The organism is Burkholderia cepacia (assembly GCF_029962485.1).
Classification (GTDB): domain Bacteria; phylum Pseudomonadota; class Gammaproteobacteria; order Burkholderiales; family Burkholderiaceae; genus Burkholderia.
The window spans coordinates 1,794,162-1,815,271 of the sequence record NZ_CP073638.1; the positions used below are offsets into that span (position 1 = coordinate 1,794,162).

Here is a 21,110-nt window from a genome sequence, read left to right on the forward strand (position 1 = left end):
TGGAAGGTTCCTCGTCAGTGAAGCGCCAGCCCGGGTTGTGCCGGGCTGAAGTCGAGATGCGGAAAACGCGCGCGCGTGCCGATGAAGTTGCGGCCGCGCGCGCCGTCGAATGCGTGGTCCACGATCCGCGCCCATTCGTGCGCGCCGATCCCGTAGGCGGCCGGGTGGCTCGCGACGCCGAGCGCGCCGAGCAGCGCGTCGAGCTGTGCCGGCGCCGACGCCGTGTCGCCGAAGATCTCGCGCAGCGCGGCGTCGCATGCGTCGTCGACGCCGAGCGCTGCCTGCATCACGGCCGGCAGGCAGAACGAGCACGCGATCCCGTGCGCGACGCCGCGCGTCAGCGTGATCGCGTACGAGATGTTGTGCGCGAGCGCCGTATGCGTGTTCGAAAACGCCAGCCCCGCACGCAGCGCGCCGAGCGCCATGTCGCTGCGCGCGCCGAGATCGTCGGGACGTGCGCTCACGCGGCCGAGGCCGTCGATCAGTTCGCGCGCCGCCTGCACGGCCAGGCCGCGCGTCACGGGGTTCGCATGGACGTTCCAGATGCTTTCGAGCGCGTGCGACAACGCGTCGAGGCCGCTCGCGAGCGTCGGCTGCATGGGCAGGCCGACCATCAGGCGCGGATCGACGATCACCGTTTCCGGGTAGAGATCGAGCCGCGACAGCGACAGCTTGCGTGCGTTGTGCGGATCCCAGACGGTCGCCCAGTGCGTCACTTCGCTGCCGGTGCCGGCGGTGGTCGGAATCGCGACGATCGGCAGTGCGCGCCGCGCCGCCTGGCCGTCGCCTGCGTCGCCGGACAGGATGCGCAGCACGCGGTCGAAATCGCCGTGCTCGGCGGCGAGCACTTTCGCCGAATCGATCACCGAGCCGCCGCCGAGCGCGACCAGCACGCCGGGCTTGTCGCGCAGCGCGGCGAGCTGCCCGCACGCGCGCCGCAGCATCGGCAGCGACGGGTTCGCCTCGACGCAGTCGATCCGCGCGAGCGCCGGCCCGAGCTGCGCTTCGACACGATCGGCGAGCCGCGCGAACACTGCGTCGGGATATGTGACGATCGCGTAGCTGCGGCCGGCGAGTGCGTCGTTCAGATCGGCCAGCGCGTCGACGCCGAAGCGGATCCGGACGGGATTGTGGAAGCGCCAGTCGCTCATGCCGCCGCTCCCGCGCGACACGGCGCGCCATGCACGCGCACGGCCGGATAATCTGCATGACGAATCAAGTTGAAAGGCCAATCTGCTGCGGAATTCATGCTCGTCCCTGAGTGGAATGGGGATGAGCAGCAGGTTAGGCATCCGCGATGACGCGTTCATGATCGAAAATCCCGGTCGTCGACTATGAATCGATCGAATTTTTCGATCGATCGCCGCCGTGGGCCGGCACGGGAGGGGCCGCCGTCACGCGTCGAGCGGCCGGCACCGCGCGACCGCATCGAAGAACGATGCGACCAGCCGGCTGTCGCGCCGCTCGCTCAGGCAGCACACGTGGATATGGGTTTCGACCGGGTCGCCGTCGATGCGCAGCGGCCGCAGCCGCTCGTCGGGCACGTATTCGGCCTGCGACACGGTGCCGACGCCGAGCCCGCGCGCGACGGCTTCGCGCAGTGCCTCGCGGCTGCCGATGTCCATCGCGATGCGCGGCGTCAGGCCGGCCGCCTCCATCGCGTCTTCGAGCGCACGGCGCGTCGTCGAGCCCGGTTCGCGCATCAGCAGCGGCTCACCGGCCAGTTCGCGCAGCGTGATCGCATCGCGCTTCGCGAACGGATGCGTCGCGCGCACGAACGCGATCACCGGAAAGCTCGCATAGCGCTGCGTGAAGTAGCGCGCATCCTCGAACGCGCGCGCCACCACGCCGACGTCGCACACGTACTGGTCGAGATCGCGCAGCACGGTCTCCGAATTGCCGAGCGCGACCGACAGGTGCATGTGCGGATGAATCGCGTGATACGCCTCGATCATCTCGGTCACGTGGAACGGCCCGACTGCGCCGATCTTCAGCGAGCCGCGCTGCAATGCGCCGCTGTCGCGCAGCAGCGCAGCCGCATCGCTCTCGTCGCTGCAGATGCGGCGCGCGATCGGCAGGAATTCGAGCCCGACCGCCGACAGCTCGACGCGCCGGCCGCGCCGGTGGAACAGCTCGACGCCGTGTTCGTGTTCGAGCGTCTGGATCTGTGACGTGATCGTCGTCTGGCTGGTGGACAGCGCGCGGGCGGCCGCGGTGAAGCCGCCGTGCTGGACGACGGCGATAAAGCTGCGAAGCTGGGTGAGGGTCATGACGGACGGTCGATCGATCGGGAAATTCGTGCCGAATGCCGGACGGCATCGGGAAATTCAATGTATCGGCCGAATGTGACAAGCGCGTTCCTGCCACGTCGATGGCTTCACCGCATGAAGTGCGGTTTAATGCCTGACATCACCTGCATTAAGAGAATTGAAATGCTCGATCTCGACGACCTGCGACTCGTCCGCGCGATCGGCGCGTCGCGCTCGCTGGCCGCTGCCGCACGCCTGCTCGATCTCACGCCGCCCGCGGTCACGATTCGCCTGCAGCGGATGGAAGCGCGCCTGCACGCCCGGCTCGCGGTGCGGCAGCCGAAAGGAATTGCGCTGACGGACGAAGGACAGCGGCTGTACCAGGAAGCCGTCGAGATTCTGGAGCGCGTGGAGGCGCTGCCGGTCAGCATCGCGGGCGACCACGGCGACGTGCAGGGCACGCTGCGCGTCGTCGCCCCGCTCGGCTTCGGGCGCAAGTACGTCGCGCGGATCGTGCGCGACGTGCAGCGTGCGCATCCGAAGCTCGAAATCTCGCTGCATCTGTCGGACAGCCCGTTGACCAGCGCACCGGGGGCCGACGTGGTCGTCCACGTCGGCAGCCTCAAGTCGTCGTCGTGGGTCGGCTTTCCGCTCGCGCCCAACGAGCGCTTCCTGTGTGCGAGCCCGGCTTACGCACGCCGCATCAAGGACCTGAACCATCCGTCCGATCTCGCGCGATACGACTGCCTGTGCCTGCGCGAGAACGACGAGGACATCCCGCGCTGGCGGTTCTCGCCCGATGGCGACGTCCAAGGCGAGTCGCGGCGGCCTGCCGTTATTCGCGTCACCGGCGCGCTGTCGTCGAACGACGGCACCGTCATCACCGAATGGGCATTGGCCGGGCTCGGCATCGTCGAACGCTCCGAGTGGGACGTCGCCCCGCTGCTGGCGAGCGGCAAGCTCGTCCGGTTGTTGCCGGGCTGGCGCCTGCCGCCCGCGCCGGTGACGGCACTGTTGCCGTCTCGAACCGGCCGTTCCGCGCGGCAACGGGTCTTTCTCGACGCCGCACGGCAGTTTCTCGATCCGCCGCCGTGGCGCGCCAACGCATGAGTCGCGCCGTGGCCCGATCGATTCAACAGATTAAATGACGCTTAATGGCAAATTAGTCCCGCGTTAAACCCGGCGCTTGCCAACCGCCCTACTGTGTCCACGTCGACAATCTCCCCATCGAACGCATCGTGGACATTCAAACCCTCAACACCCCGGCCGCCTTGATCGATGTCGGCCGCATGCGCGCCAACATCGACCGCATGCAGACGCATCTCAATGCACTCGGCGTCACGTTCCGCCCGCACGTCAAGACCACCAAATGCCGGCATGTCGTCGACGCACAGATCGCGGCCGGCGCGCAGGGCATCACGGTGTCGACGCTCAAGGAGGCCGAACAATTCTTCGCGGGCGGCGTCCGCGACATCGTCTATGCGGTCGGCATGGTGCCCGCCAAGCTTGGCCACGCGCTTGCGTTGCGCCGGCAAGGCTGCGACCTGAAGATCGTCGCCGACAGCTTGCCGGCCGCCCATGCCATCGCCCGGTTCGGGCGCGAACACGGCGAGTGTTTCGACGTGTGGATCGAGGTCGACGTCGACGGCCACCGCTCCGGTATCCCGCCCGACGCCGGCCTGCTGATCGACGTCGGCCGCGCACTGGTCGACGGCGGGATGACGCTTGGCGGCGTGCTGGCCCATGCGGGCTCCAGCTACGAGTACGACACGCACGAAGCACTGGTCGCGATCGCCGAACAGGAGCGCAGCCGCACCGTGCGGGCCGCGGAGCGCCTGAGAGCCGCCGGGCTGCCCTGCCCGGTCGTGAGCATCGGCTCGACGCCCAGCGCGCTGTCGGCGCAACGCCTCGACGGCGTGACCGAGGTGCGCGCCGGCGTTTACGTGATGTTCGACCTCGTGATGCACAACATCGGCGTATGCGAACTGTCCGATATCGCGCTGTCGGTGCTGACGACCGTGATCGGACACCAGGAAGAGAAAGGCTGGGCGATCGTCGATGCGGGCTGGATGGCGATGAGCCGCGACCGCGGCACGCAGCGCCAGGCGCGCGATTTCGGCTACGGGCAGGTCTGTACCGAAGGCGGCGATGTGCTCGGCGACTACGTGATGAGCGCGGCCAATCAGGAGCACGGGATCGTGTCGCGCACGGGCACGCCGGACACGGGCATCGCGCAGCGGTTTCCGATCGGCACGCGCCTGCGCATCCTGCCGAATCACGCGTGCGCCACCGGCGCGCAGCACCCGGAATATCAAGCCCTCAGCGCAGACGGCGTCGCGCAGGCCTGGCCGCGCTTCTACGGATGGTAGGCAACACGCGTCATCGACATCGTCTTGCGCATACGTTGACTATTTGTCTAAATCTGGACACACTTTAAACCTTGCCGTTTCACCGTGCGCCGGAAAGGCGTATCCGACATGCCGACAGACGCCCGACTCCTCCTTCTCGACCGCGATGCCGTCGAACCCGCCCTTCAGGCCGAGCAGGTGATGGCGGCGGTCCGCGAAGCCTTCGTGCTGCACAGTCAGCGGGCCGGACGCGTGTTCCCGGTGGTGCGCGAGAAACTGCACACCGGCGGCGTGTTCGGCATCAAGTCGGGTGACGTCGCGGGCCAGGACCTGCTTGGTTTCAAGGCTGCCGGGTTCTGGCCCGGCAACCGGCGCCTCGGCGGCGAGCCGCATCAGGCCACCGTGGCGCTGTTCGATCCGGCCACGGGCCGCCCGCTGTGCATCATGGACGGCAACGCAATCACCACGGCCCGGACCGGCGCCGCCGGCGGCCTCGGGCTGCAACAGCTGGCCCGCCGCGACAGCGCGCGAATCTGCGTGTTCGGCACGGGCGTGCAGGCGCGCGTCCAGCTCGACTACGCGCTCAGGCTGCTGCCGCAACGGTGCACGGTGCAATACGTGAACGTCAGCGGCGAGCCCGACCCGGTGTTCGAATCGGCCTTCCTGTCGCGATGCACGATCGGCGTGGCACGCGACCGGAACGACGCGGTAGCTCACAGCGACTTGGTGATCACGGCAACGCCCGGTGGCGGCGCGCTGTTCGACGCGGATGCCGTGCAGCCGGGCACGCATCTCACTTGCGTGGGCGCCGATACGGCAGGCAAGCGCGAACTCCCGGCCGGCCTGCTCGAACGCGCGCGCATTTTCGTCGACGATCACGATCAGGCGCGCAGCATCGGCGAGTGCCAGTGGGCGCCGGATTTGCCGCGCACCGAAATCGGTGACATCCTCGCCGGTGCGGCATCGGTCGACCGTGCCGCGCACGAGATCACCGTCTTCGACATGACAGGGCTCGCGCTTCAGGACCTGACCGTCGCGCGCTTCCTGTATCGGCACGCCCTCGACAACGGCACCGGAACCGCCGTTCCGTGGCCGTGGTAAGCAACCCTCCTCGTTCAACCGCCATGCGTCTGACCAAAGTTTCCGCCCTCTCCTTCGATCTCGACGACACCCTGTGGCCGTTCGGGCCGTCGGTCATACGAGCCGAGGCGATGCTGCGCGCATGGTTGATCGAGCACGCTCCCAATACCGAGAGCGTGCTGCCCACGCAACAGGCGTTGAGCGAACTACGTGAGGAATACGAACGGTTGCGCCCGGACCTCGCCGGCGATTTTCGTGCGATGAGAATCGGATCGATCCGCATCGCACTGGAGCGCGCGAACGAAGATGTCTCTCTGACCGACCGGGCATACGACGTGTTCTACGCGGCACGGAACCGTGTCGAATTCTACGAAGACGCGTTGCCTGCGCTGGCGTGGTTGAGCGCCCGCTTTCCGTTGGTTGCCGTGACCAACGGCAACGCGGATCTCCGGCTGACCGGCGGCGGCGAATTCTTCCGCACGACGCTCAGCGCGCGCGCATTCGGCTTCGCGAAGCCGGAACCCGAGATCTTCCATGCGGCGGCGGAAACGCTCGATGTGCCGCCGGCGGAACTGCTGCACGTCGGCGACGACTATCACCTCGATATCGTCGGCGCGTTGAACGCGGGGCTTCAGGCGGCGTGGGTGGTTCGCGATACGCATCCGGAAACGGAGCGAGCGCAGCAGCAGGCCGCCACGCCGCACCTTACGCTCAGCGACCTGTCGATGCTGTGTCGCGCGCTCGGCGGGCCCGACGACGTAGCGTGAGCGCAAGGGCCCGCGTGCGCCGCGTTCGCGACGCATGCTCCACCGCCATGAAATGCGGCCTGCCGCCGTTCACCGACTGCACAAACGGAGGGGCCGCGGCGCATGCACGCGCCGTGCCGTCACGCCGCCTTGCGTGCGTCCGCGATCCGCTGCGGCGCCTTCGGCCGTGCATACAACCGTTCGAGATACGCGCGCAGCTGCGGGAACGGTTCGATCAGGTGGCATTCGCTCGCCCAGTCGATCAGGTAGGCCGTCACGCAATCGGCCACCGTCAGCGAATCGCCGACGATGAATTCGCGCCCTTCGAGATGCTTGTCGAGGATCGCGGCCATCGTCGCGAAATCCTCGCGCGCCAGTTCGATGTCGGCCGGCGAGCGCTTCTCCGGCGGATAGATGAACGAATGCCGCGTGATCCGCCACAGCGGCTGCTCGAGCTCCGTCACCGCGAACATGACCCAACGGTAGGCCTGCGCGCGCAACGCCGGATCGACGGGCAGCAGCGCCTTCTCCGGATACTTGTCCGCGAGATACAGCACGATCGCGGCCGACTCGGGAATCACGAGGTCGCCGTCCACCAGCACGGGCACCTTGCCGGCCGGATTGAGGCGCAGGAATTCGGGTCGCTTGTGCTCGCCCTGGAGCAGGTTGACCGACACGAATTCGAAATCCGCATCCAGTTCCTTCAGCCCCCACAGCGCGCGCTGCGAACGCGTGCCGGCAAATCCGTAAAGCTTCATCGCCAATCTCCATCCAGAATGTCGTGAAAAGTCCGCACGCGGGCCACGGCGCATCGACGCGACGCGCGGCGCCCGGCACCACGGGTCGCTCACGCGCCGGGAATCGCCAGCACCGGCATCACGTCGATCGCCACGCCCGGGAACAGCGTGAAATGCGGATGGCCTTCGAACAGCGCGGCCGCTGCATCGTGCGACGCCGCGCGCACGACGGTAAAGCCGCTCAGCGCGTTGGCCGTGTCCTTGATGCCGCCTGCGTCGATGGTCTTGGTCTTGCCGAGCGGCCCGCCCATCTCGACGATCGCGTCGCGATGCCGGTCGACCCATGCATGCCACGCCGCAATGCCGTCGCGCTCGCGCGTGCGCCGCTCTTCCTCCGGAAGCGCCACCCACGCCTTCATGGCCGGGCTATCCTGGGTCCCGAGAAATACGGCGAGATACAACTGCTGTTGCGCACTCATGCCTTCTCCTCCGATGACGGGCGTGGCGGGCTGCCGCGCCTCGACCTTGACAAGATAGGTTGATATCAACACAATTGCAACATGGCACGAAAAGAAAAGCTTCCTTTCGAAACGACGCTGATGGTACGCGATTGCTGCCTGTGCCTGCACATGCAGCGCGCGGCGCGCAATCTTGCGCGCATCTTCGACGATGCGCTGCGTCCGCTCGACCTCACCAACGGCCAGTTTTCGCTGCTGATGTCGCTGAACCGGCCGCAACCGGCCCCGATGAAATCGGTTGCGTCACTGCTCGCGATGGACCGCACCACGCTCACCGCCGCGCTCAAGCCCCTCGAGCGGCGCGGCCTCGTGACGATCGTGCAGGACCCGGATGACCGGCGCAGCCGCCTGCTCGAACTGACGCCGGCCGGCCACGACCTGCTCGCCGAGGCGTTCCCGCTGTGGCAACAGACGCATGCTGACATCGAGCGCCCGTTCGCGCCGGGCGAAGTCGATCAGTTGCGCGGCCAGCTGCGTGCGCTGTCGGTCGATCCGGCTGCGCGCGACTGAGCCGGCGCGCGGCCGGTCGCTGGCCTCCTGCCATTCCTTGTCAGTTGTCATTGCGCGAATGCTTCGCGGCGCCCGATTCGGTGGCAATATCGCTCGGCACGACAATCGATCCGGTATTCACAAGGAGGGACGAGCATGGGCAGCAACGAGAAAGGCGCGTATTTCCGGTCGCTTCACCGCGCGGGCCAGCCGCTGGCGCTGTTCAACGTGTGGGACGCCGGCAGTGCACGCACGGTGGCCGACGCGGGCGCCGTCGCGCTGGCGACCGGCAGCTGGTCGGTCGCGGTGGCGAACGGCTTCGTCGACGGCGAACAGATGCCGCGCGCGTTGATGATGGAGGTGCTCGAGCGGATCACGCGCGCGACGGACCTGCCCGTCACCGTCGATCTGGAAAGCGGGTACGGCGAGCGGCCGGACGATGTCGGCGACACGATCACGCTGAGCATCCAGGCCGGCGCGATCGGCTGCAATCTCGAAGACAGCGTTCCGGCGACGGGCGAATTGCGCGACGCGGACGAAGCGGCGGCCCGTATCGCGGCGGCCCGGCAGGCGGCCGATCGCGCGGGCGCCGACTACTTCATCAACGCGCGTACCGACGTGTTCTTCAAGGCAGCCGCCGATACGCACGACGAACGCTTGCTCGATGCGACGCTCGCTCGCGCTCGCGCCTATGCGGCGGCCGGCGCCGACGGTCTGTTCGTGCCGGGCCTTCGCTCGCCGGCGCTCATTCGCGCGCTGACGGCCGCATCGCCGCTGCCCGTGAACGTGATGCGCGTGTCGGAAACGCCGACGCTCGCGGATTTTGCCGACTACGGCGTGGCACGCATCAGCCACGGGCCGTATCCGTACCTGCAGGCGATGAAGACGCTGGCTTCGATGGTCAAGCAAGGCGGCTAGCGAATTCGCGGGACGGCGGGCGCCCTGTCGCGCGTCAAACGATTACATCCCATGTAATTGGCGCGCGACAGGCACGCTCCTACGCTTCGGGTGTCGCGCCGCCATTCCGGCGGCGCTCATCGCCCCGGAGACATCATGTCCGCCTATCCGCTTCATACGATCGATTCCGCACCGGCCGAATCGAAGCCCGCCCTCCAGCAACTCCAGCAAACCTTCGGCGTCGTCCCGAACATCGCGGCGGCCATGGCCGCGTCGCCGGTGCTGATCAACGGCTTCATCGGCCTGTTCGAGCGCGTGCACGCCAGCAGCCTCACCGAGCCGCAGATCCAGACGCTGCTGCTCACCAACGCGGTCACGAACGCAAGCGAATGGCCGGTTGCGTTCCACACCGCGCTCGCGCTGAAACAGGGCGTGCTTCCCGGCGATGTCGATGCGATCCGGCACGGCAACCTGCCCGCCGACGCGAATCTGGCCGCGCTGTCGGCCATCGCGCGCAAGCTGATCGACACGCGAGGACGGATCGCCGACGCCGACCGGCAGGCGTTCCTCGACGCCGGATTCAGCGCCGAGCAGTTGCTGGAAGTAATCGCCGTCGTCGCCGCGTCGACGATCACGAACTACGTCGGCAGCGTCACACGGCCCGCGCTCGAAGCACCGTTCGATGCATTCGCGTGGCATGCGCGTGCCGCGTGAGTCCGATATAGTCGTTCGCGTCGATCACGGAACGACCAGGGACATCCGATGAACGCCAGCCGCCGCGATCCGGACACGCCGCCGCACGAACTGGGCCAGTTGCTGCGCTACTGGCGCGACGTGCGCGGCGTGAGCCAGCTCGACCTGTCGCTCGACGCGGGGATCTCGCAGCGCCAGATCAGCTTCATCGAAAGCGGGCGCAGCGTGCCGGGCCGCGACACGCTGCTGACGCTTGCGCAGACGCTGGACGTGCCGCTGCGCGAGCGCAACGCGCTGCTGCTCGCGGCCGGCTATGCGCCGGTGTATTCGGAAGCGCCGTGGGATGCGCAGGAGATGCACGGCGTGATCCGCGCGCTCGAACGTGTCGTGCGCCAGCACGAGCCGTTTCCGGCGATCGTGATGGACCGGCACTGGAACGTGTTGATGACCAACGATGCGGCGCCGCGCTTTTTCAGCTGCTTCATCGACATGGCTGCACGCGAAGGCCCGCGCAACCTGCTGCGCCTGATGTTCGATCCGCTCGGCATGCAGCCGTTCGTCGCCGACTGGGACACCGTGTCGCGCAGCCTGCTGCAGCGCGTGCATCGCGAATCGGTCGGCCGCGTGATCGACGACGAAACCCGGCAGTTGCTCGACGACCTGCTCGCCGCCCCCGAGGCGCCGCGTGACTGGAAAACGCCACCTGCGCCGGCCGCGTCGCCGTCACTGCCGGTCATTCCGATCGGCTTCATTCACGACGGCGTCGTGCTGCGCTACTTCTCGCTGGTCACGACGGTCGGCACGCCGCAAAGCGCGGCCGCGCAGGAACTGCGCATGGAGTGCATGTTTCCGGCGGACGATGCGACCGACGCGCGCCACCGGCAGTTGCTCGGCGCGCACGCGCCGGTGCGCTGAGCGTCGGGCCGCCCGGCCCGCCGGTACCGGTCATTCCGCGAGTGCGGACACCACGCCGACGCGCTTCGGCACGCCGGTCACGATCGTTGCAACGGCAACGGCCAGCACGACGGCCGCACCGACGAACACGCCGGCCGCGCCGTTCGCGTCGAACACGACGCCGCCGGCCGCCGCACCCGTCGCGATCGCCAGCTGGATCGCCGCGACGATCAGCCCGCCCGCGCTCTCGGCCTCGTCGGGCACGGTACGCGTGACCCACGTCGACCACGCGACGGGCACGCCGCCGAACGCCATCCCCCACAACGCGACGAGCACCGCGTCGATCATCGGCGCGCGGCCGAGCACGACGAGCGCGATGCCGAGCACGACCATCAACGCGGGCATGCCGATCAGCATCGGCCGCAACCGGTGTTCGAGCACGCGGCCGGCGAGCGACGTGCCGACGAAATTCGCGATGCCGTAGCCGAGCAGGATCGCCGACAGCCCGTTCACGCCGACCCCGGCCACCTGCTCGAGGAACGGCCGCAGATACGTGAAGAACGCGAAATGCCCGGTGAACACGAGAATCGTCGCGAACATCCCGAGGCCGACGGTCGGCCGGCGCAGCACGTCGATCAGCGTGCGCAGCCGCGTTGTGCCGCTCGGCGGCATCGACGGCAGCGTGAGGATCTGCGACACGAACGAAAGCCCGCCGAGCGCGGCCGCGATCAGGAACACGTTGCGCCAGCCGATCAGGTGGCCGAAGTAACTGCCCATCGGCGCGGACGCGATCGTCGCGACCGCCACGCCGCTGAAGATGATCGACAGCGCGCGCGGCACCATCGACGTCGGTACGAGCCGCATCGCGGTGGCCGTCGCCATCGTCCAGAAGCCGCCGAGCGCGATACCGAGCACGACGCGGCCGATCAGCAGCGTCGTCAGGTTCGGCGCGAACGCGACCGCCAGGTTCGACGCCACGAGCAGCACCGAGAACACGAGCAGCACGCGCCGCCGGTCGATCGTGCGCGTCAGCGCCGAGATCAGCAGGCTCGTGACGAGCGCGACCGTCGCGGTGGCCGTGACGGCCTGTCCGGCCACGCCTTCGGTCACGCCGAGGCTGTCGGCCATCGGCGTCAGCAGGCTCGCCGGCAGGAATTCGGCCGTAACGAGCGCGAACACGCCGAGCGTCATCGCGAATACCGCGCCCCAGGCCGGTTCGCGGGGGGCCGCCGTCGAGGCGGCCGAGGAGATTCCGGGATTCATGCGTGGTTCCGTGTCGGTTAGGGAAAATACTGATGAGGGCGTATCGTAAGGAACCACGTCAGGACGGTCTATGACATACAATCCGCACTTATTGATCGAACGTCCGAATCTCGATATGTCCGAACCGCTTCTGCCCCCGATTCCCGATGTGCACGACCTCGTCAGCGAGCTTCTGCTGGGGATGCGACTGAGCGGCGTGCAGTACCGCCGGATCCAGGTCGCGCGGCCGTTCGGGCTGAATTTCGGCCATGTGACGGGCCGCGCGCAGTTCCATTTCGTCGTGCGCGGGCCCGTGCTGCTGCGCGATGCGTCGGGCGACACGATGCGGCTCGAGGCCGGCGACGCGATCCTGCTGCCGCACGGCCGCGTGCACGCGCTGGTGTCCGACGCGGATGCGCCGTGCCGCGAGCTCAACGGCTTCGAGGTCGCGAAGATCTGCGATACGGTCGCGTCGGTGGCGTCGGCCGGCGCGTCGCCGGCCGGTTGCGCGACGACCGAACCGGGCGCCGGCGATGCGTTGATCTTCAGCGCGTGCATGGAGCTCGATCTCGGCGGCATGCAGCCGCTGGTCGGCACGATGCCCGAGTTCATGCACGTCGGCACGCTGCTCGCGCGCTACCCGGAAATCCGCCCGATGCTCGACGCGATGGAACGCGAAGCGTGCACGGCGCGCGCGGGCTTCGCGGGCATCCTCGCGCGGCTCGCGGATGTGGTCGCGGCGTTCATCGTGCGCGGCTGGGTCGAGTGCGGATGCGGTGACGCGACAGGCTGGGTGCAGGCGCTGCGCGAGCCGAAGCTCGGCCGCGCGATCGTCGCGCTGCATCGCGACCCGGGGCGCAACTGGAGCGTCGCGGATCTCGCGACCGAAGCGGGCGTGTCGCGCTCGGTGTTCGCCGAACGGTTTCTCGCGGCCACCGGGATGACGCCCGTGCGCTACCTGACCGATCTGCGGATGCGGCTCGCCGCGCAGTGGATTGCACGCGACCACGAGACGATCGAAGCCGTCGCGTACCGGCTCGGCTACGGTTCGCTGGCCGCGTTCAGCCGTGCGTTCAAGCGCGTGGTCGGCAAGCCACCGGGCGCGGTGCGCGCGGATGGCGAGGTGCGTGTCGAAGCGTAGCGGCCGTCGTCACGTCAGCGCTCAACCGCCGCCGGTCGCTTCGAGCTTGTCGACCAGCGCCGTCGCGCACTGCACGGCAAGCGCCGCACACTGCTCCGCATCCACGGCTGCGCCGTTCGCAACGACGCCCTGCACGATCCTGCCCAGCAAGTCCTTCGAGAGATCGGCGATCTCGTGATCCCGTTCCGTCATGATGGCCCTCCCGCGCGTCGATCGATGGCGGCGACGCGCTCGATGCTGCTACCCGTTCAACGCCCTGTCGCCCTCACGACGATCTGTGCCTGCGTGTCGCGCTCGATACGCTCGAGCGACGCACGCAGCGCGGTAAATTCGTCGGGCGTACACACCTGGCGGCCGAAATCCGCCTTCATCCGCCGCGTGACCTGCACGACGCGCGCCGCCGCATCGAACACGTAATGCGACGTGAAGTCGATAAAGCCGTCGTGCACGGCCGCGTCGACCGGCAGGTCGGTCACGACGACACCGGCCGGCAACGCAATCTGGCCCGTCTCGTCGAACGTGCCGCCCAGGCAGCCCCAAGGCTGCGTGCGCACGGGCTCGGCCAGCCAGCTCTCGACCTGCGTCGCGATACCGCCCGTGAGGCTCGACAGCGCGGGCAAGGCGGTCGTGCCATCGGGCCATACGAAATGATCGAGCGTGCCCGCGACCGTCACGTCGAACGGCCCGTCGGTCACGCGCCGGTCGCTGGTCGACAATTGCGCGCGGCCGCGCAGGCCGCTTTGCCGCAAGCGTTCGGTCGCGAGCTGATCGATGCGGTCGTGCGGCGCGCGACGAAAGAGATTGCGTTCGAGTTCCGCGGTCCAGCCGCTGTCCTCGACGTACGCATGAAAACGCGCGGCGCCGGGTTGCGCGGCGTCGATCTCGACGCGCGCCACACGGCCACGCGGCTGCGTGGCCGGCGTCCGCGACAGCACGCCCGTTTCGACCAGCAGCGCCGGGCGATCCATCACGATCGGCGGCAGGTAGCCGAACGCGATGCCGGCCGTCGTCGTATCCGCGTAAAGCGCGAGATCGGGCAGCCACGTGATCGCGTGATTGATCGCGCCGCCACCGTAACCGGGCACCGACGGCAGCGTGTACACCGAACCAAGATTGATCAGCACCGGCTCGCTGTGAATGCCGACCGCCGCGAGCAGCGCGCCGAACAGCGCGACATGATCCTTGCAATCGCCGTAGCGGTTGCGCAGGATGTCCGTCGCGCGATGCGGGGCGGCGGCCGTTTCGCCGAGGAACAGCCCGACGTAGCGCACGTTCGCCTGCACCCAGTCGTACAGGATGCGCGCCTTGTCGCGCGGATCGGCGGCATCCGCGGTGAGCGCACGCGCCAGCTGCACGACGGCCGGATCACCCGCGCTCGGGTCGACAGCCGCGTTGCGGTAGCGCGCGGCGAATGCCGCGTAGTCGGGCAGCGTCGAGACGACGAGGCGGTCGCCGTAGGTCGGGTAGCCGACCGCGCCGCTCTCGATGCGGTCGTACGGGCCGTGCCGATAATCGAATTCGTAGCGCGTGCGGCCGTTCACCGTGACCGGCGGCAGCGCGACGTAGCCGCGCGAATCCGCGTACAACGGCATGTCGGCCGGCACGTCGAAGATCAGCCGCTGGCTGTCGACGGGCTCGCGCGACGGCTCGACGTAGTAGCCGAAGTAGCCGCGATTGACGGGCTTCGTGCGCGTCTTGCGGAACGCCACGCGCGTGCTGGACCCGGCTTCGACGCCGGGAAACACGACGGTACGCAACAGCCCGTCCTGAAACGTCGGCGCGCCGGCCGAGCGCGGCTCCTGCACGTCGCGAATGCCGTCCGCGCCGACCGGATGCGCGACGCCTTCGCGGTCGATCGTCTCGGCCGCGAGCAGGTCGACCTGCTCGAGATTCTTGTCGAACCACACGTAGCGCTGCGCGACCGCGTCGATACCGTTCGCGTTGTTCGCGCGCAGCGTCGAATCGTCGTGCTCGTCGAGCGAGCCGTCGTGCTGGATCACGAATTCGTGGACGTCGCTGACGAGCGTGACGGGCGCTTCGTCGGCAACATCGTTTGCGCCGTCCGCCGCCGGGCCCGCGCCCGTCGTCGCATCGACGGCGTTCGACGCACCGAACGCAGCAGCGCATGCCAGCATCCAGCCGGCCAGACCGACAGAAAAGCGCACCACATCGCACCTCGTCGCGGTTCACGGAAAGCGCGGTTGCGCAGCGATCAGGGTCAACCGCGCGACACTCGTGCGGCCAGTGTGGGCGACGCATACGCACGCGTCAAGCCGGTGGCCGCCGGCCTAGAATGAGACATGAAAGCGTCGTCGCGTGCGGCCGCCGGCATACACCCGATCGCCGAACGCTGACGAAGGATCGCACGCCTGCGACCGGGAGGCACCATGGAAAACGGGATCGTGGAAGTCGTCGTACTGCTGGCGTTTGTCGCGCTCGCCGTGCTGTTCTTCGTCAAGCGTCCGGGGCGCGACCGGCTGCGGGCCAAATTCCGTCATCCGCCGCTGCGGCGGCCTCACCGCCCGCATCGGCATCATCAGCCCTGACGGCTGCGACCGGCAGTCGCCCACGCGCTTGCCGCACCACGTCAAGCGAGCGTGTGCGTGCCGCGATGCTACCCGACATTCATCGGCAGCAACACCATCTGCTTGCCCTCGACATGCAGCCGCGCCTGCAATTCGACCGGCGTCTGATTGTGCAGCCACGCGGTCAGGAAATTCACGCGCCGGAAGATCAGCTTGCTCGCGAAGCACACCGCGTTCGGATAGTCATCGAGCGTCGACGACGCGAGGTTCATGAATTCGACGACGGGGTTCGTGCCGAATGCGATCCGGTAGTCGGCCGCGATGCCGTTGCGGCGGCAGTGCGCGACATAGTAGTCGAGCGATTCGGTGATCGCGCGGCGTAGCCGTTCGAGATGTTCGTGCCCGTCGTACGCCTTCGCATCGACTTCGCCGACCGCGAGGAAAATCACGTTGCGGAAGTGGCCGGGAAACAGTCGGTTGACCCACAGCAGCGCGTGCATGCTCGCGCCGCGATGCTTGCCGACCAGCAGCACGGCGGTCGGCTGCGACGGGTCGGGCTTGCCCGGCGCGGTGGCCTCGTCCACTTCGGGCGGCTTCCCGGAAAACAGCGCGTCCTCCTTCGCAAGCTGCGTGCGCGTATCCGCATAGTGGCGGTTGATCATGAAGCACAGCGCGATCACCGCACTCGTCACGAGCACCGTGAGCCAGCCGCCCGCCGTGAACTTCTCGATCAGCGTGATGACGAGCACCGTCGCCGTCACGCTCAGCCCGAGCGCGGAAAGAAAGAAATGCTTGAACCAGCCACGCTCGCTGCGGCGGCGCCACCAGTACGTGCACAGCCCGAGCAGCGACATGCTGAACGTGAGGAACACGTTGATGCTGTACAGCACGACGAGCACATCGACGTTGCCGTGCGTCCAAAGCAGGATCAGCAGGCTCGACAGGCCGACGACGATGATGCCGTTCTGCCGCACGAGGCGTGTCGACAGGTCGCGGAAATGGCGCGGCACCCACGAATCCGACGCCATGTTCGACAGCACGGCGGGGCCGTCGAGGAAGCCCGTCTGCGCGCCGACCAGCAACAGCCCGGCCTCGAACGCGAGCACGGCCGCGAGCAGCGCATGGCGCGCGAACGCCGAGCCGAGCCCGAGATGATCGATCACGCTGCCGAACACGACCGCGTTGAGCGTCTCGCCTTCGACGGGCCGCGCGTGCCACAGCATGTACAGCAGGATGATGCCGCCGGCCGTGAACGCGAGCGACGTCGACATGTACCACATCGTCACCTTGCCGTTCGGCACGCGCGGATCGGCGAGCATGTTCACGTTGTTCGATACGGCCTCGAGGCCGGTATAGGTGCCGCCGCCCAGCGAGAACGCGCGCATCAGCAACGCGAGCATCACGAACACGCCGACGGACTGCGACATGCCGTGCGCCTCGCGCACGGCGTCGGGCACGATCATCGCGAGGTTGCTGCCGTGCGCGGCGACGCCATACACGATCAGCCCGAAATGCAGCACGACGAAGCCGATGAAGATCGGCAGCATCACCATGATCGATTCGCGCATCCCGCGGAAGTTGAGCCCGGTCATCAGCAGGATCAGCACGATCTCGGTCGTGAGCTTGAACGCCTGCGCACTGACCGGCAGCAGGCTGAAGAACGCGTCGACGCCGCTCGCGAGCGACGTCGCGACGGTCAGCACGTAGTCGACCAGCAGCGCGGCGCCCGATACCAGCCCCGGCTTCGACCCGAGCAGCGACGTCGCGACGCGATAGCCGCCGCCGCCCGTCGGGAACAGCTCGATCACCTGGTTGTAGCCGAGCGCGATGATGAAGACGGTCGCCGCGGTTGCAAGCGCGAGGAACAGCGCGAGCGGCGTGTGGTGCGCGAGCGCGAGGAACGCCTCTTCCGGGCCGTAGCACGACGATGACAGCCCGTCGGCGCCGAGCCCGACCCAGGCCAGCAGCGGCGTCACGGCGATCGCATGCCGCGTGCGCGGATCGAGCGGGTCCAGCGGTTTTCCGACCAGCAGCTGCCACACCTTCTGGAATGCGGTCATGGTCCCCTCCCGGAACGCCGGGTGCCACGCGCGGCGTGATCCTTTAAAGCTAATCGACGCACGCGCGCGGCGCCAGTCCGCACATTCCATAGGCCCCGACTGGCGGCCTGACGCCGCTTTCAGCGTGTAAGCGCACGGCGCCGGCGGTCGTGCACTGGAACGGCCGTTTGAACACGTGTGCGCGAGCCGGCGAACCCGCCGCCGGCCGCGCTTCCCGCCCGTACCAGCCGCGTTGGGCCCGCCGGCCGCGGCCTCCCGATCCCCGTCCGTCCGCCCGCCGCCTCCCGTCCCGCCCGCCTGAACGCAATCGCTGCCCGCGTCCCGGTCGTGCGTTGTTCCCCGCAGTTCGTCTTTTGTGCGCGCGCAACAATGGCGATGCCTCGCGCCCGGCGCCCTGCGGGCAACCCATTTCCCGCATGGCACCGGGCGCGGCGGTCTTCAAAAACCACATCTCACGAGGACATACCATGCAACTCCAATCCCATCCGGCGTGCCGCCCGTTTTACGAAGCCGGCGAACTGTCGCAACTGACTGCCTTTTACGAAGAAGGCCGTAATGTCATGTGGATGATGCTGCGATCGGAGCCGCGGCCGTGCTTTAACCAACAACTCGTTACCGACATCATCCATCTCGCGCGCGTCGCGCGCGACTCGGGCCTCACGTTCGACTTCTGGGTGACGGGCTCGCTCGTCCCCGAGCTGTTCAACGTCGGCGGCGACCTGAGCTTCTTCGTCGACGCGATCCGCAGCGGCCGGCGCGACCAGCTGATGGCCTACGCGCGCTCGTGCATCGACGGCGTGTACGAGATCTACACGGGCTTCGGCACCGGGGCGATCTCGATCGCGATGGTCGAGGGAAGCGCGCTCGGCGGCGGCTTCGAGGCCGCGCTCGCGCATCACTACGTGCTTGCGCAGAAGGGCGTGAAGCTCGGGTTTCCGGAGATCGCGTTCAACCTGTTCCCGGGCATGGGCGGCTATTCACTCGTCGCGCGCAAGGCCGATCGGGGCCTCGCGGAGCAACTGATCGCGACCGGTGAAGCGCATGCATCCGAGTGGTACGAGGATCGCGGCCTGATCGACCAGACGTTCGATGCGGGCGACGCGTATCTCGCGACGCGCACCTTCATCGACGTGACGAAGCCGAAGCTGAACGGCGTGCGCGCGATGCTGCGCGCCCGCGAGCGGGTGTTCCAGCTATCGCGCTCCGAGCTGATGGACATCACCGAAGCATGGGTGCATGCGGCGTTCACGATCGAGCCGAAGGACCTCGCGTACATGGAACGCCTGGTGATGCTGCAGAACCGGCGCGTGTCGAAGCTGCGCACGGTGTAATGCGACGGGCGCCGCCGCTTGCGGGCGGCGCCTTTTCATGAACGAGGCTCAGGCGATCAGCCTGAGCTTCCTCGTCTCCGCGAGCCACGCCTCGAACGCCTGCGCCGGCATCGGCCGCGCGTAGTAGTAGCCCTGCGCGTGATCGACGTCGAGCTGCTTGAGGAAATCGGCTTCCGCATGGGTTTCGACGCCTTCGGCGACCACCGCGAAATTCAGCGCCTTCGCGAGCGACACGACCGAGCGCACCAGCGCCTGCGAGCGCGGGTTGCGGTCGATGCCCGTGATGAAGGTGCGGTCGAGCTTGATTGCGTCGAGCGGCAGGCGCGACAACTGCGACAGCGATGAATAGCCGGTGCCGAAATCGTCGAGATGGATCTCCGCGCCGAGCTGGCGGAACTGCCGCATCAACCCGATCGCCGCCTCCTCGTCCTCGATGAAGCAGCTCTCGGTCAGCTCGATGTCGAGCAGGCCGGGCTTCAGCCCCGCGCCGTCGAGAATCGACGCGAACTGGTGCACGATGTTCATGTCCTGCAACTGCCGCGCGGACAGGTTCACCGCGATCCGGATGCCGAGCCCCTTCGCCTTCCACGCGGCGGCCTGCGCGGCCGCGGTGCGCATCACCCAGCGCCCGAGCGGCGCGATCAGCCCCGATTCCTCCGCGAAGCGGATGAACTCGACTGGCGCGACGAGCCCGCGATCGGGCGACTGCCAGCGGATCAGCGCCTCGACGCCGTTCACGTCGCCCGTCGCGATATCGACGACCGGCTGGTAGTGCAGCACGAACTGCTCTTCCTCGAGCGCCTTGCGCAGGTTCGTGTCGAGCCACATGTACTTCGCGACCTTCTGGTTCATCTCCAGCGAGAACACGCGGTACGTATGCTTGCCTTCTTCCTTCGCGACGTACATCGCGGTGTCGGCGCTGCGGATCAACGTCTCGAGCGAATCGCCGTGCTGCGGATGCATCGCGATGCCGATCGAGCAGCTCGTGTAGACCTCCATCAGCCCGAGGTGGATCGGCGTGCGCAGCCGCTCGAGGATGATCTGCGCGGTCGCTTCGAGCAGCGGCCGCGTGCCATGCTCGAACAGCACGAGGAACTCGTCGCCGCCGAGCCGCGCGAGCGTCGCGCCGGACGGCAGGCAGCCGCTGATGATCGACGACACATCCTGCAGCAGGCGGTCGCCGGTGATGTGCCCGTAGTGATCGTTGACGCGCTTGAAGTTGTCGAGGTCGAGGAACAGGATGCCGACCTGGCCGCGCGTGTCGGGGCTCTCCGCGTCGATCGCCGCGCGGATCCGCTCGCTGATCGCATGGCGGTTCGGCAGCCCGGTGAGCACGTCGGTGTTCGCGAGTTCGGTGAGCCGATGCTGCGCGTTGCGCTCCTCGGTGATGTCGATGCCCGAGCAGATCAGGAACTGCTCTTCGATGCCGCTGCCGCTCTGCACGAACTTGTTGCGGAACTGGAACAGGCGCGGCCCGTTGACCGTGTTGATGTAGCGCTCGACCGCGTACGACTGGTTGCTCGCGAAAAAGCCCGTGATGTTGGTGCGCGACTGCGCGCCCTGCTCGGGGCTCATGAACAGCTCGAACGCGCTGCGGCCGATCACGTCGACCTCGCGCTTGCCCGTCACTTCCTCGCACAGGCGGTTGAAGCGCTGCACCATCCCGTTGCGGTCGAGGATCACGACGAGTGAATTCACTTCGGACACGACCTGCTCGGCAAACGCGAGCCCGTGCGCGAGATCGCCCGCGACGGACACCGTATCGGAATAGGCCGAGGCCGTGCCGGCCCAGTCGGTCGTGTTGAGCTTCTTGCCGACGAGATGGAGGCTGATCGGATTGCCGAACAGCGCGATGTCGAGCACGAGGTGCGACGTGACGCCCGTCAGCGCCCGGATGCGCGCGGCCTGCTCGCCCGTCAATGCAACGGCGACGTTGGTCAGGCCGCGCACGGCGGCCAGCTCGAGCGCATTGCTGTCGCTGCCGAGACGCCAGCAGGGGCTGCGCGTACCGACATGCGCCTCGAGCACCGCGCTATCGTTTTCGTCATCCATGGAGCGCCCCGATCCAGAAAAAACGCACAGTGTAGACGGAGGCGAGTGGGCCGACCGCCTTCCCGGGACGCGCAGTGCGCGTGCCCGGCAAGCCAGCCGTGATTGCGG

Annotated in this window: 20 protein-coding genes; 11 read left to right on the forward strand and 9 right to left on the reverse strand. The window is 67.9% G+C overall.

Features of this window, described 5'->3' with window-relative positions; genetic code table 11:
• Positions 1–14: 14 nt before the first annotated feature.
• A complete protein-coding gene (gene psrA, locus KEC55_RS24390; protein WP_282507700.1) occupies positions 15–1,151 on the reverse strand; it encodes an iron-containing alcohol dehydrogenase PsrA in 1,137 nt (378 codons plus the stop codon).
• Positions 1,152–1,394: 243 nt separating this feature from the next.
• Positions 1,395–2,270, reverse strand: a complete 876-nt coding sequence (locus KEC55_RS24395) for a LysR substrate-binding domain-containing protein (protein WP_282507701.1) — start codon at positions 2,268–2,270, stop codon at positions 1,395–1,397.
• A 129-nt stretch (positions 2,271–2,399) separates the two neighbouring features.
• On the opposite strand from KEC55_RS24395, the gene KEC55_RS24400 reads away from it, so the two are divergent.
• The 4 genes from KEC55_RS24400 (at position 2,400) to KEC55_RS24415 (ending at position 6,444) form a co-directional block, all read left to right on the forward strand.
• Positions 2,400–3,359 carry a LysR substrate-binding domain-containing protein gene (locus KEC55_RS24400; RefSeq protein ID WP_282507702.1) on the forward strand — a complete coding sequence of 320 codons (960 nt, stop codon included), beginning with the start codon at positions 2,400–2,402 and terminating at the stop codon, positions 3,357–3,359.
• Between the two features lie 179 nt (positions 3,360–3,538).
• Positions 3,539–4,618 (forward strand): DSD1 family PLP-dependent enzyme, encoded by a 1,080-nt coding sequence (locus KEC55_RS24405; protein ID WP_432626317.1) that lies wholly within the window; start codon positions 3,539–3,541, stop codon positions 4,616–4,618.
• Between the two features lie 108 nt (positions 4,619–4,726).
• Positions 4,727–5,698, forward strand: a complete 972-nt coding sequence (locus KEC55_RS24410; protein WP_282511415.1) for an ornithine cyclodeaminase family protein — start codon at positions 4,727–4,729, stop codon at positions 5,696–5,698.
• Between the two features lie 23 nt (positions 5,699–5,721).
• Complete coding sequence (locus KEC55_RS24415; RefSeq protein ID WP_282511417.1) at positions 5,722–6,444, forward strand: HAD family hydrolase; 723 nt, start codon at positions 5,722–5,724, stop codon at positions 6,442–6,444.
• Between the two features lie 119 nt (positions 6,445–6,563).
• On the opposite strand, the gene KEC55_RS24420 is transcribed toward KEC55_RS24415, so the two are convergent.
• Positions 6,564–7,181 carry a glutathione S-transferase family protein gene (locus KEC55_RS24420; protein WP_282507704.1) on the reverse strand — a complete coding sequence of 206 codons (618 nt, stop codon included), beginning with the start codon at positions 7,179–7,181 and terminating at the stop codon, positions 6,564–6,566.
• 89 nt (positions 7,182–7,270) lie between these two features.
• Positions 7,271–7,639: a hypothetical protein gene (locus tag KEC55_RS24425; RefSeq protein WP_282507705.1), complete on the reverse strand. Its 369-nt coding sequence runs from the start codon at positions 7,637–7,639 to the stop codon at positions 7,271–7,273.
• 81 nt (positions 7,640–7,720) lie between these two features.
• On the opposite strand from KEC55_RS24425, the gene KEC55_RS24430 reads away from it, so the two are divergent.
• The 4 genes from KEC55_RS24430 (at position 7,721) to KEC55_RS24445 (ending at position 10,672) form a co-directional block, all read left to right on the forward strand.
• Positions 7,721–8,188, forward strand: a complete 468-nt coding sequence (locus tag KEC55_RS24430) for a MarR family winged helix-turn-helix transcriptional regulator (RefSeq protein ID WP_176046311.1) — start codon at positions 7,721–7,723, stop codon at positions 8,186–8,188.
• A gap of 135 nt (positions 8,189–8,323) precedes the next feature.
• The gene (locus KEC55_RS24435) at positions 8,324–9,085 is read left to right on the forward strand and encodes an isocitrate lyase/PEP mutase family protein (protein ID WP_282507706.1); all 762 of its coding nucleotides are present in this window, start codon (positions 8,324–8,326) and stop codon (positions 9,083–9,085) included.
• A 135-nt stretch (positions 9,086–9,220) separates the two neighbouring features.
• Positions 9,221–9,778, forward strand: coding sequence for a carboxymuconolactone decarboxylase family protein (locus tag KEC55_RS24440; RefSeq protein ID WP_282507707.1), 558 nt, complete (start codon positions 9,221–9,223; stop codon positions 9,776–9,778).
• 48 nt (positions 9,779–9,826) lie between these two features.
• Entirely contained in the window at positions 9,827–10,672 is an 846-nt protein-coding gene (locus tag KEC55_RS24445) for a helix-turn-helix domain-containing protein (RefSeq protein ID WP_282507708.1), read from the forward strand.
• Positions 10,673–10,702: 30 nt separating this feature from the next.
• Here KEC55_RS24445 and KEC55_RS24450 read toward each other — a convergent pair whose 3' ends face one another.
• Positions 10,703–11,914 carry an MFS transporter gene (locus KEC55_RS24450; RefSeq protein ID WP_282507709.1) on the reverse strand — a complete coding sequence of 404 codons (1,212 nt, stop codon included), beginning with the start codon at positions 11,912–11,914 and terminating at the stop codon, positions 10,703–10,705.
• 70 nt (positions 11,915–11,984) lie between these two features.
• Here KEC55_RS24450 and KEC55_RS24455 point away from each other — a divergent pair, with 70 nt between their 5' ends.
• Positions 11,985–13,034 carry an AraC family transcriptional regulator gene (locus KEC55_RS24455; RefSeq protein WP_282507710.1) on the forward strand — a complete coding sequence of 350 codons (1,050 nt, stop codon included), beginning with the start codon at positions 11,985–11,987 and terminating at the stop codon, positions 13,032–13,034.
• Positions 13,035–13,055: 21 nt separating this feature from the next.
• On the opposite strand, the gene KEC55_RS24460 is transcribed toward KEC55_RS24455, so the two are convergent.
• Together KEC55_RS24460 and KEC55_RS24465 are read right to left on the reverse strand one after the other, a co-directional pair.
• Entirely contained in the window at positions 13,056–13,226 is a 171-nt protein-coding gene (locus KEC55_RS24460) for a hypothetical protein (protein WP_282507711.1), read from the reverse strand.
• A gap of 56 nt (positions 13,227–13,282) precedes the next feature.
• Positions 13,283–15,169 carry a DUF3857 domain-containing transglutaminase family protein gene (locus KEC55_RS24465; RefSeq protein ID WP_282511419.1) on the reverse strand — a complete coding sequence of 629 codons (1,887 nt, stop codon included), beginning with the start codon at positions 15,167–15,169 and terminating at the stop codon, positions 13,283–13,285.
• A 252-nt stretch (positions 15,170–15,421) separates the two neighbouring features.
• Between KEC55_RS24465 and KEC55_RS24470 the strand changes: the two genes are divergently transcribed.
• Complete coding sequence (locus KEC55_RS24470; protein ID WP_208457039.1) at positions 15,422–15,580, forward strand: hypothetical protein; 159 nt, start codon at positions 15,422–15,424, stop codon at positions 15,578–15,580.
• A gap of 68 nt (positions 15,581–15,648) precedes the next feature.
• On the opposite strand, the gene KEC55_RS24475 is transcribed toward KEC55_RS24470, so the two are convergent.
• A complete protein-coding gene (locus tag KEC55_RS24475) occupies positions 15,649–17,619 on the reverse strand; it encodes an APC family permease (protein ID WP_282507712.1) in 1,971 nt (656 codons plus the stop codon).
• A 467-nt stretch (positions 17,620–18,086) separates the two neighbouring features.
• On the opposite strand from KEC55_RS24475, the gene KEC55_RS24480 reads away from it, so the two are divergent.
• Complete coding sequence (locus tag KEC55_RS24480) at positions 18,087–18,950, forward strand: crotonase/enoyl-CoA hydratase family protein (protein WP_176051276.1); 864 nt, start codon at positions 18,087–18,089, stop codon at positions 18,948–18,950.
• Positions 18,951–18,998: 48 nt separating this feature from the next.
• Here KEC55_RS24480 and pdeR read toward each other — a convergent pair whose 3' ends face one another.
• Positions 18,999–21,002, reverse strand: coding sequence for a cyclic di-GMP phosphodiesterase (gene pdeR, locus KEC55_RS24485; protein WP_282507713.1), 2,004 nt, complete (start codon positions 21,000–21,002; stop codon positions 18,999–19,001).
• Positions 21,003–21,110 lie beyond the last annotated feature (108 nt).

Excerpts from the sequence above, each read along its gene's own strand:
- psrA (WP_282507700.1), bottom strand. The coding sequence starts at position 1,151 with ATGAGCGACTGGCGCTTCCACAATCCCGTCCGGATCCGCTTCGGCGTC.
- KEC55_RS24395 (WP_282507701.1), bottom strand. The coding sequence starts at position 2,270 with ATGACCCTCACCCAGCTTCGCAGCTTTATCGCCGTCGTCCAGCACGGC.
- KEC55_RS24400 (WP_282507702.1), top strand. The coding sequence starts at position 2,400 with ATGCCTGACATCACCTGCATTAAGAGAATTGAAATGCTCGATCTCGAC.
- KEC55_RS24405 (WP_432626317.1), top strand. The coding sequence starts at position 3,539 with ATGCGCGCCAACATCGACCGCATGCAGACGCATCTCAATGCACTCGGC.
- KEC55_RS24410 (WP_282511415.1), top strand. The coding sequence starts at position 4,727 with ATGCCGACAGACGCCCGACTCCTCCTTCTCGACCGCGATGCCGTCGAA.
- KEC55_RS24415 (WP_282511417.1), top strand. The coding sequence starts at position 5,722 with ATGCGTCTGACCAAAGTTTCCGCCCTCTCCTTCGATCTCGACGACACC.
- KEC55_RS24420 (WP_282507704.1), bottom strand. The coding sequence starts at position 7,181 with ATGAAGCTTTACGGATTTGCCGGCACGCGTTCGCAGCGCGCGCTGTGG.
- KEC55_RS24425 (WP_282507705.1), bottom strand. The coding sequence starts at position 7,639 with ATGAGTGCGCAACAGCAGTTGTATCTCGCCGTATTTCTCGGGACCCAG.
- KEC55_RS24430 (WP_176046311.1), top strand. The coding sequence starts at position 7,721 with ATGGCACGAAAAGAAAAGCTTCCTTTCGAAACGACGCTGATGGTACGC.
- KEC55_RS24435 (WP_282507706.1), top strand. The coding sequence starts at position 8,324 with ATGGGCAGCAACGAGAAAGGCGCGTATTTCCGGTCGCTTCACCGCGCG.
- KEC55_RS24440 (WP_282507707.1), top strand. The coding sequence starts at position 9,221 with ATGTCCGCCTATCCGCTTCATACGATCGATTCCGCACCGGCCGAATCG.
- KEC55_RS24445 (WP_282507708.1), top strand. The coding sequence starts at position 9,827 with ATGAACGCCAGCCGCCGCGATCCGGACACGCCGCCGCACGAACTGGGC.
- KEC55_RS24450 (WP_282507709.1), bottom strand. The coding sequence starts at position 11,914 with ATGAATCCCGGAATCTCCTCGGCCGCCTCGACGGCGGCCCCCCGCGAA.
- KEC55_RS24455 (WP_282507710.1), top strand. The coding sequence starts at position 11,985 with ATGACATACAATCCGCACTTATTGATCGAACGTCCGAATCTCGATATG.
- KEC55_RS24460 (WP_282507711.1), bottom strand. The coding sequence starts at position 13,226 with ATGACGGAACGGGATCACGAGATCGCCGATCTCTCGAAGGACTTGCTG.
- KEC55_RS24465 (WP_282511419.1), bottom strand. The coding sequence starts at position 15,169 with ATGCTGGCATGCGCTGCTGCGTTCGGTGCGTCGAACGCCGTCGATGCG.
- KEC55_RS24470 (WP_208457039.1), top strand. The coding sequence starts at position 15,422 with ATGGAAAACGGGATCGTGGAAGTCGTCGTACTGCTGGCGTTTGTCGCG.
- KEC55_RS24475 (WP_282507712.1), bottom strand. The coding sequence starts at position 17,619 with ATGACCGCATTCCAGAAGGTGTGGCAGCTGCTGGTCGGAAAACCGCTG.
- KEC55_RS24480 (WP_176051276.1), top strand. The coding sequence starts at position 18,087 with ATGCAACTCCAATCCCATCCGGCGTGCCGCCCGTTTTACGAAGCCGGC.
- pdeR (WP_282507713.1), bottom strand. The coding sequence starts at position 21,002 with ATGGATGACGAAAACGATAGCGCGGTGCTCGAGGCGCATGTCGGTACG.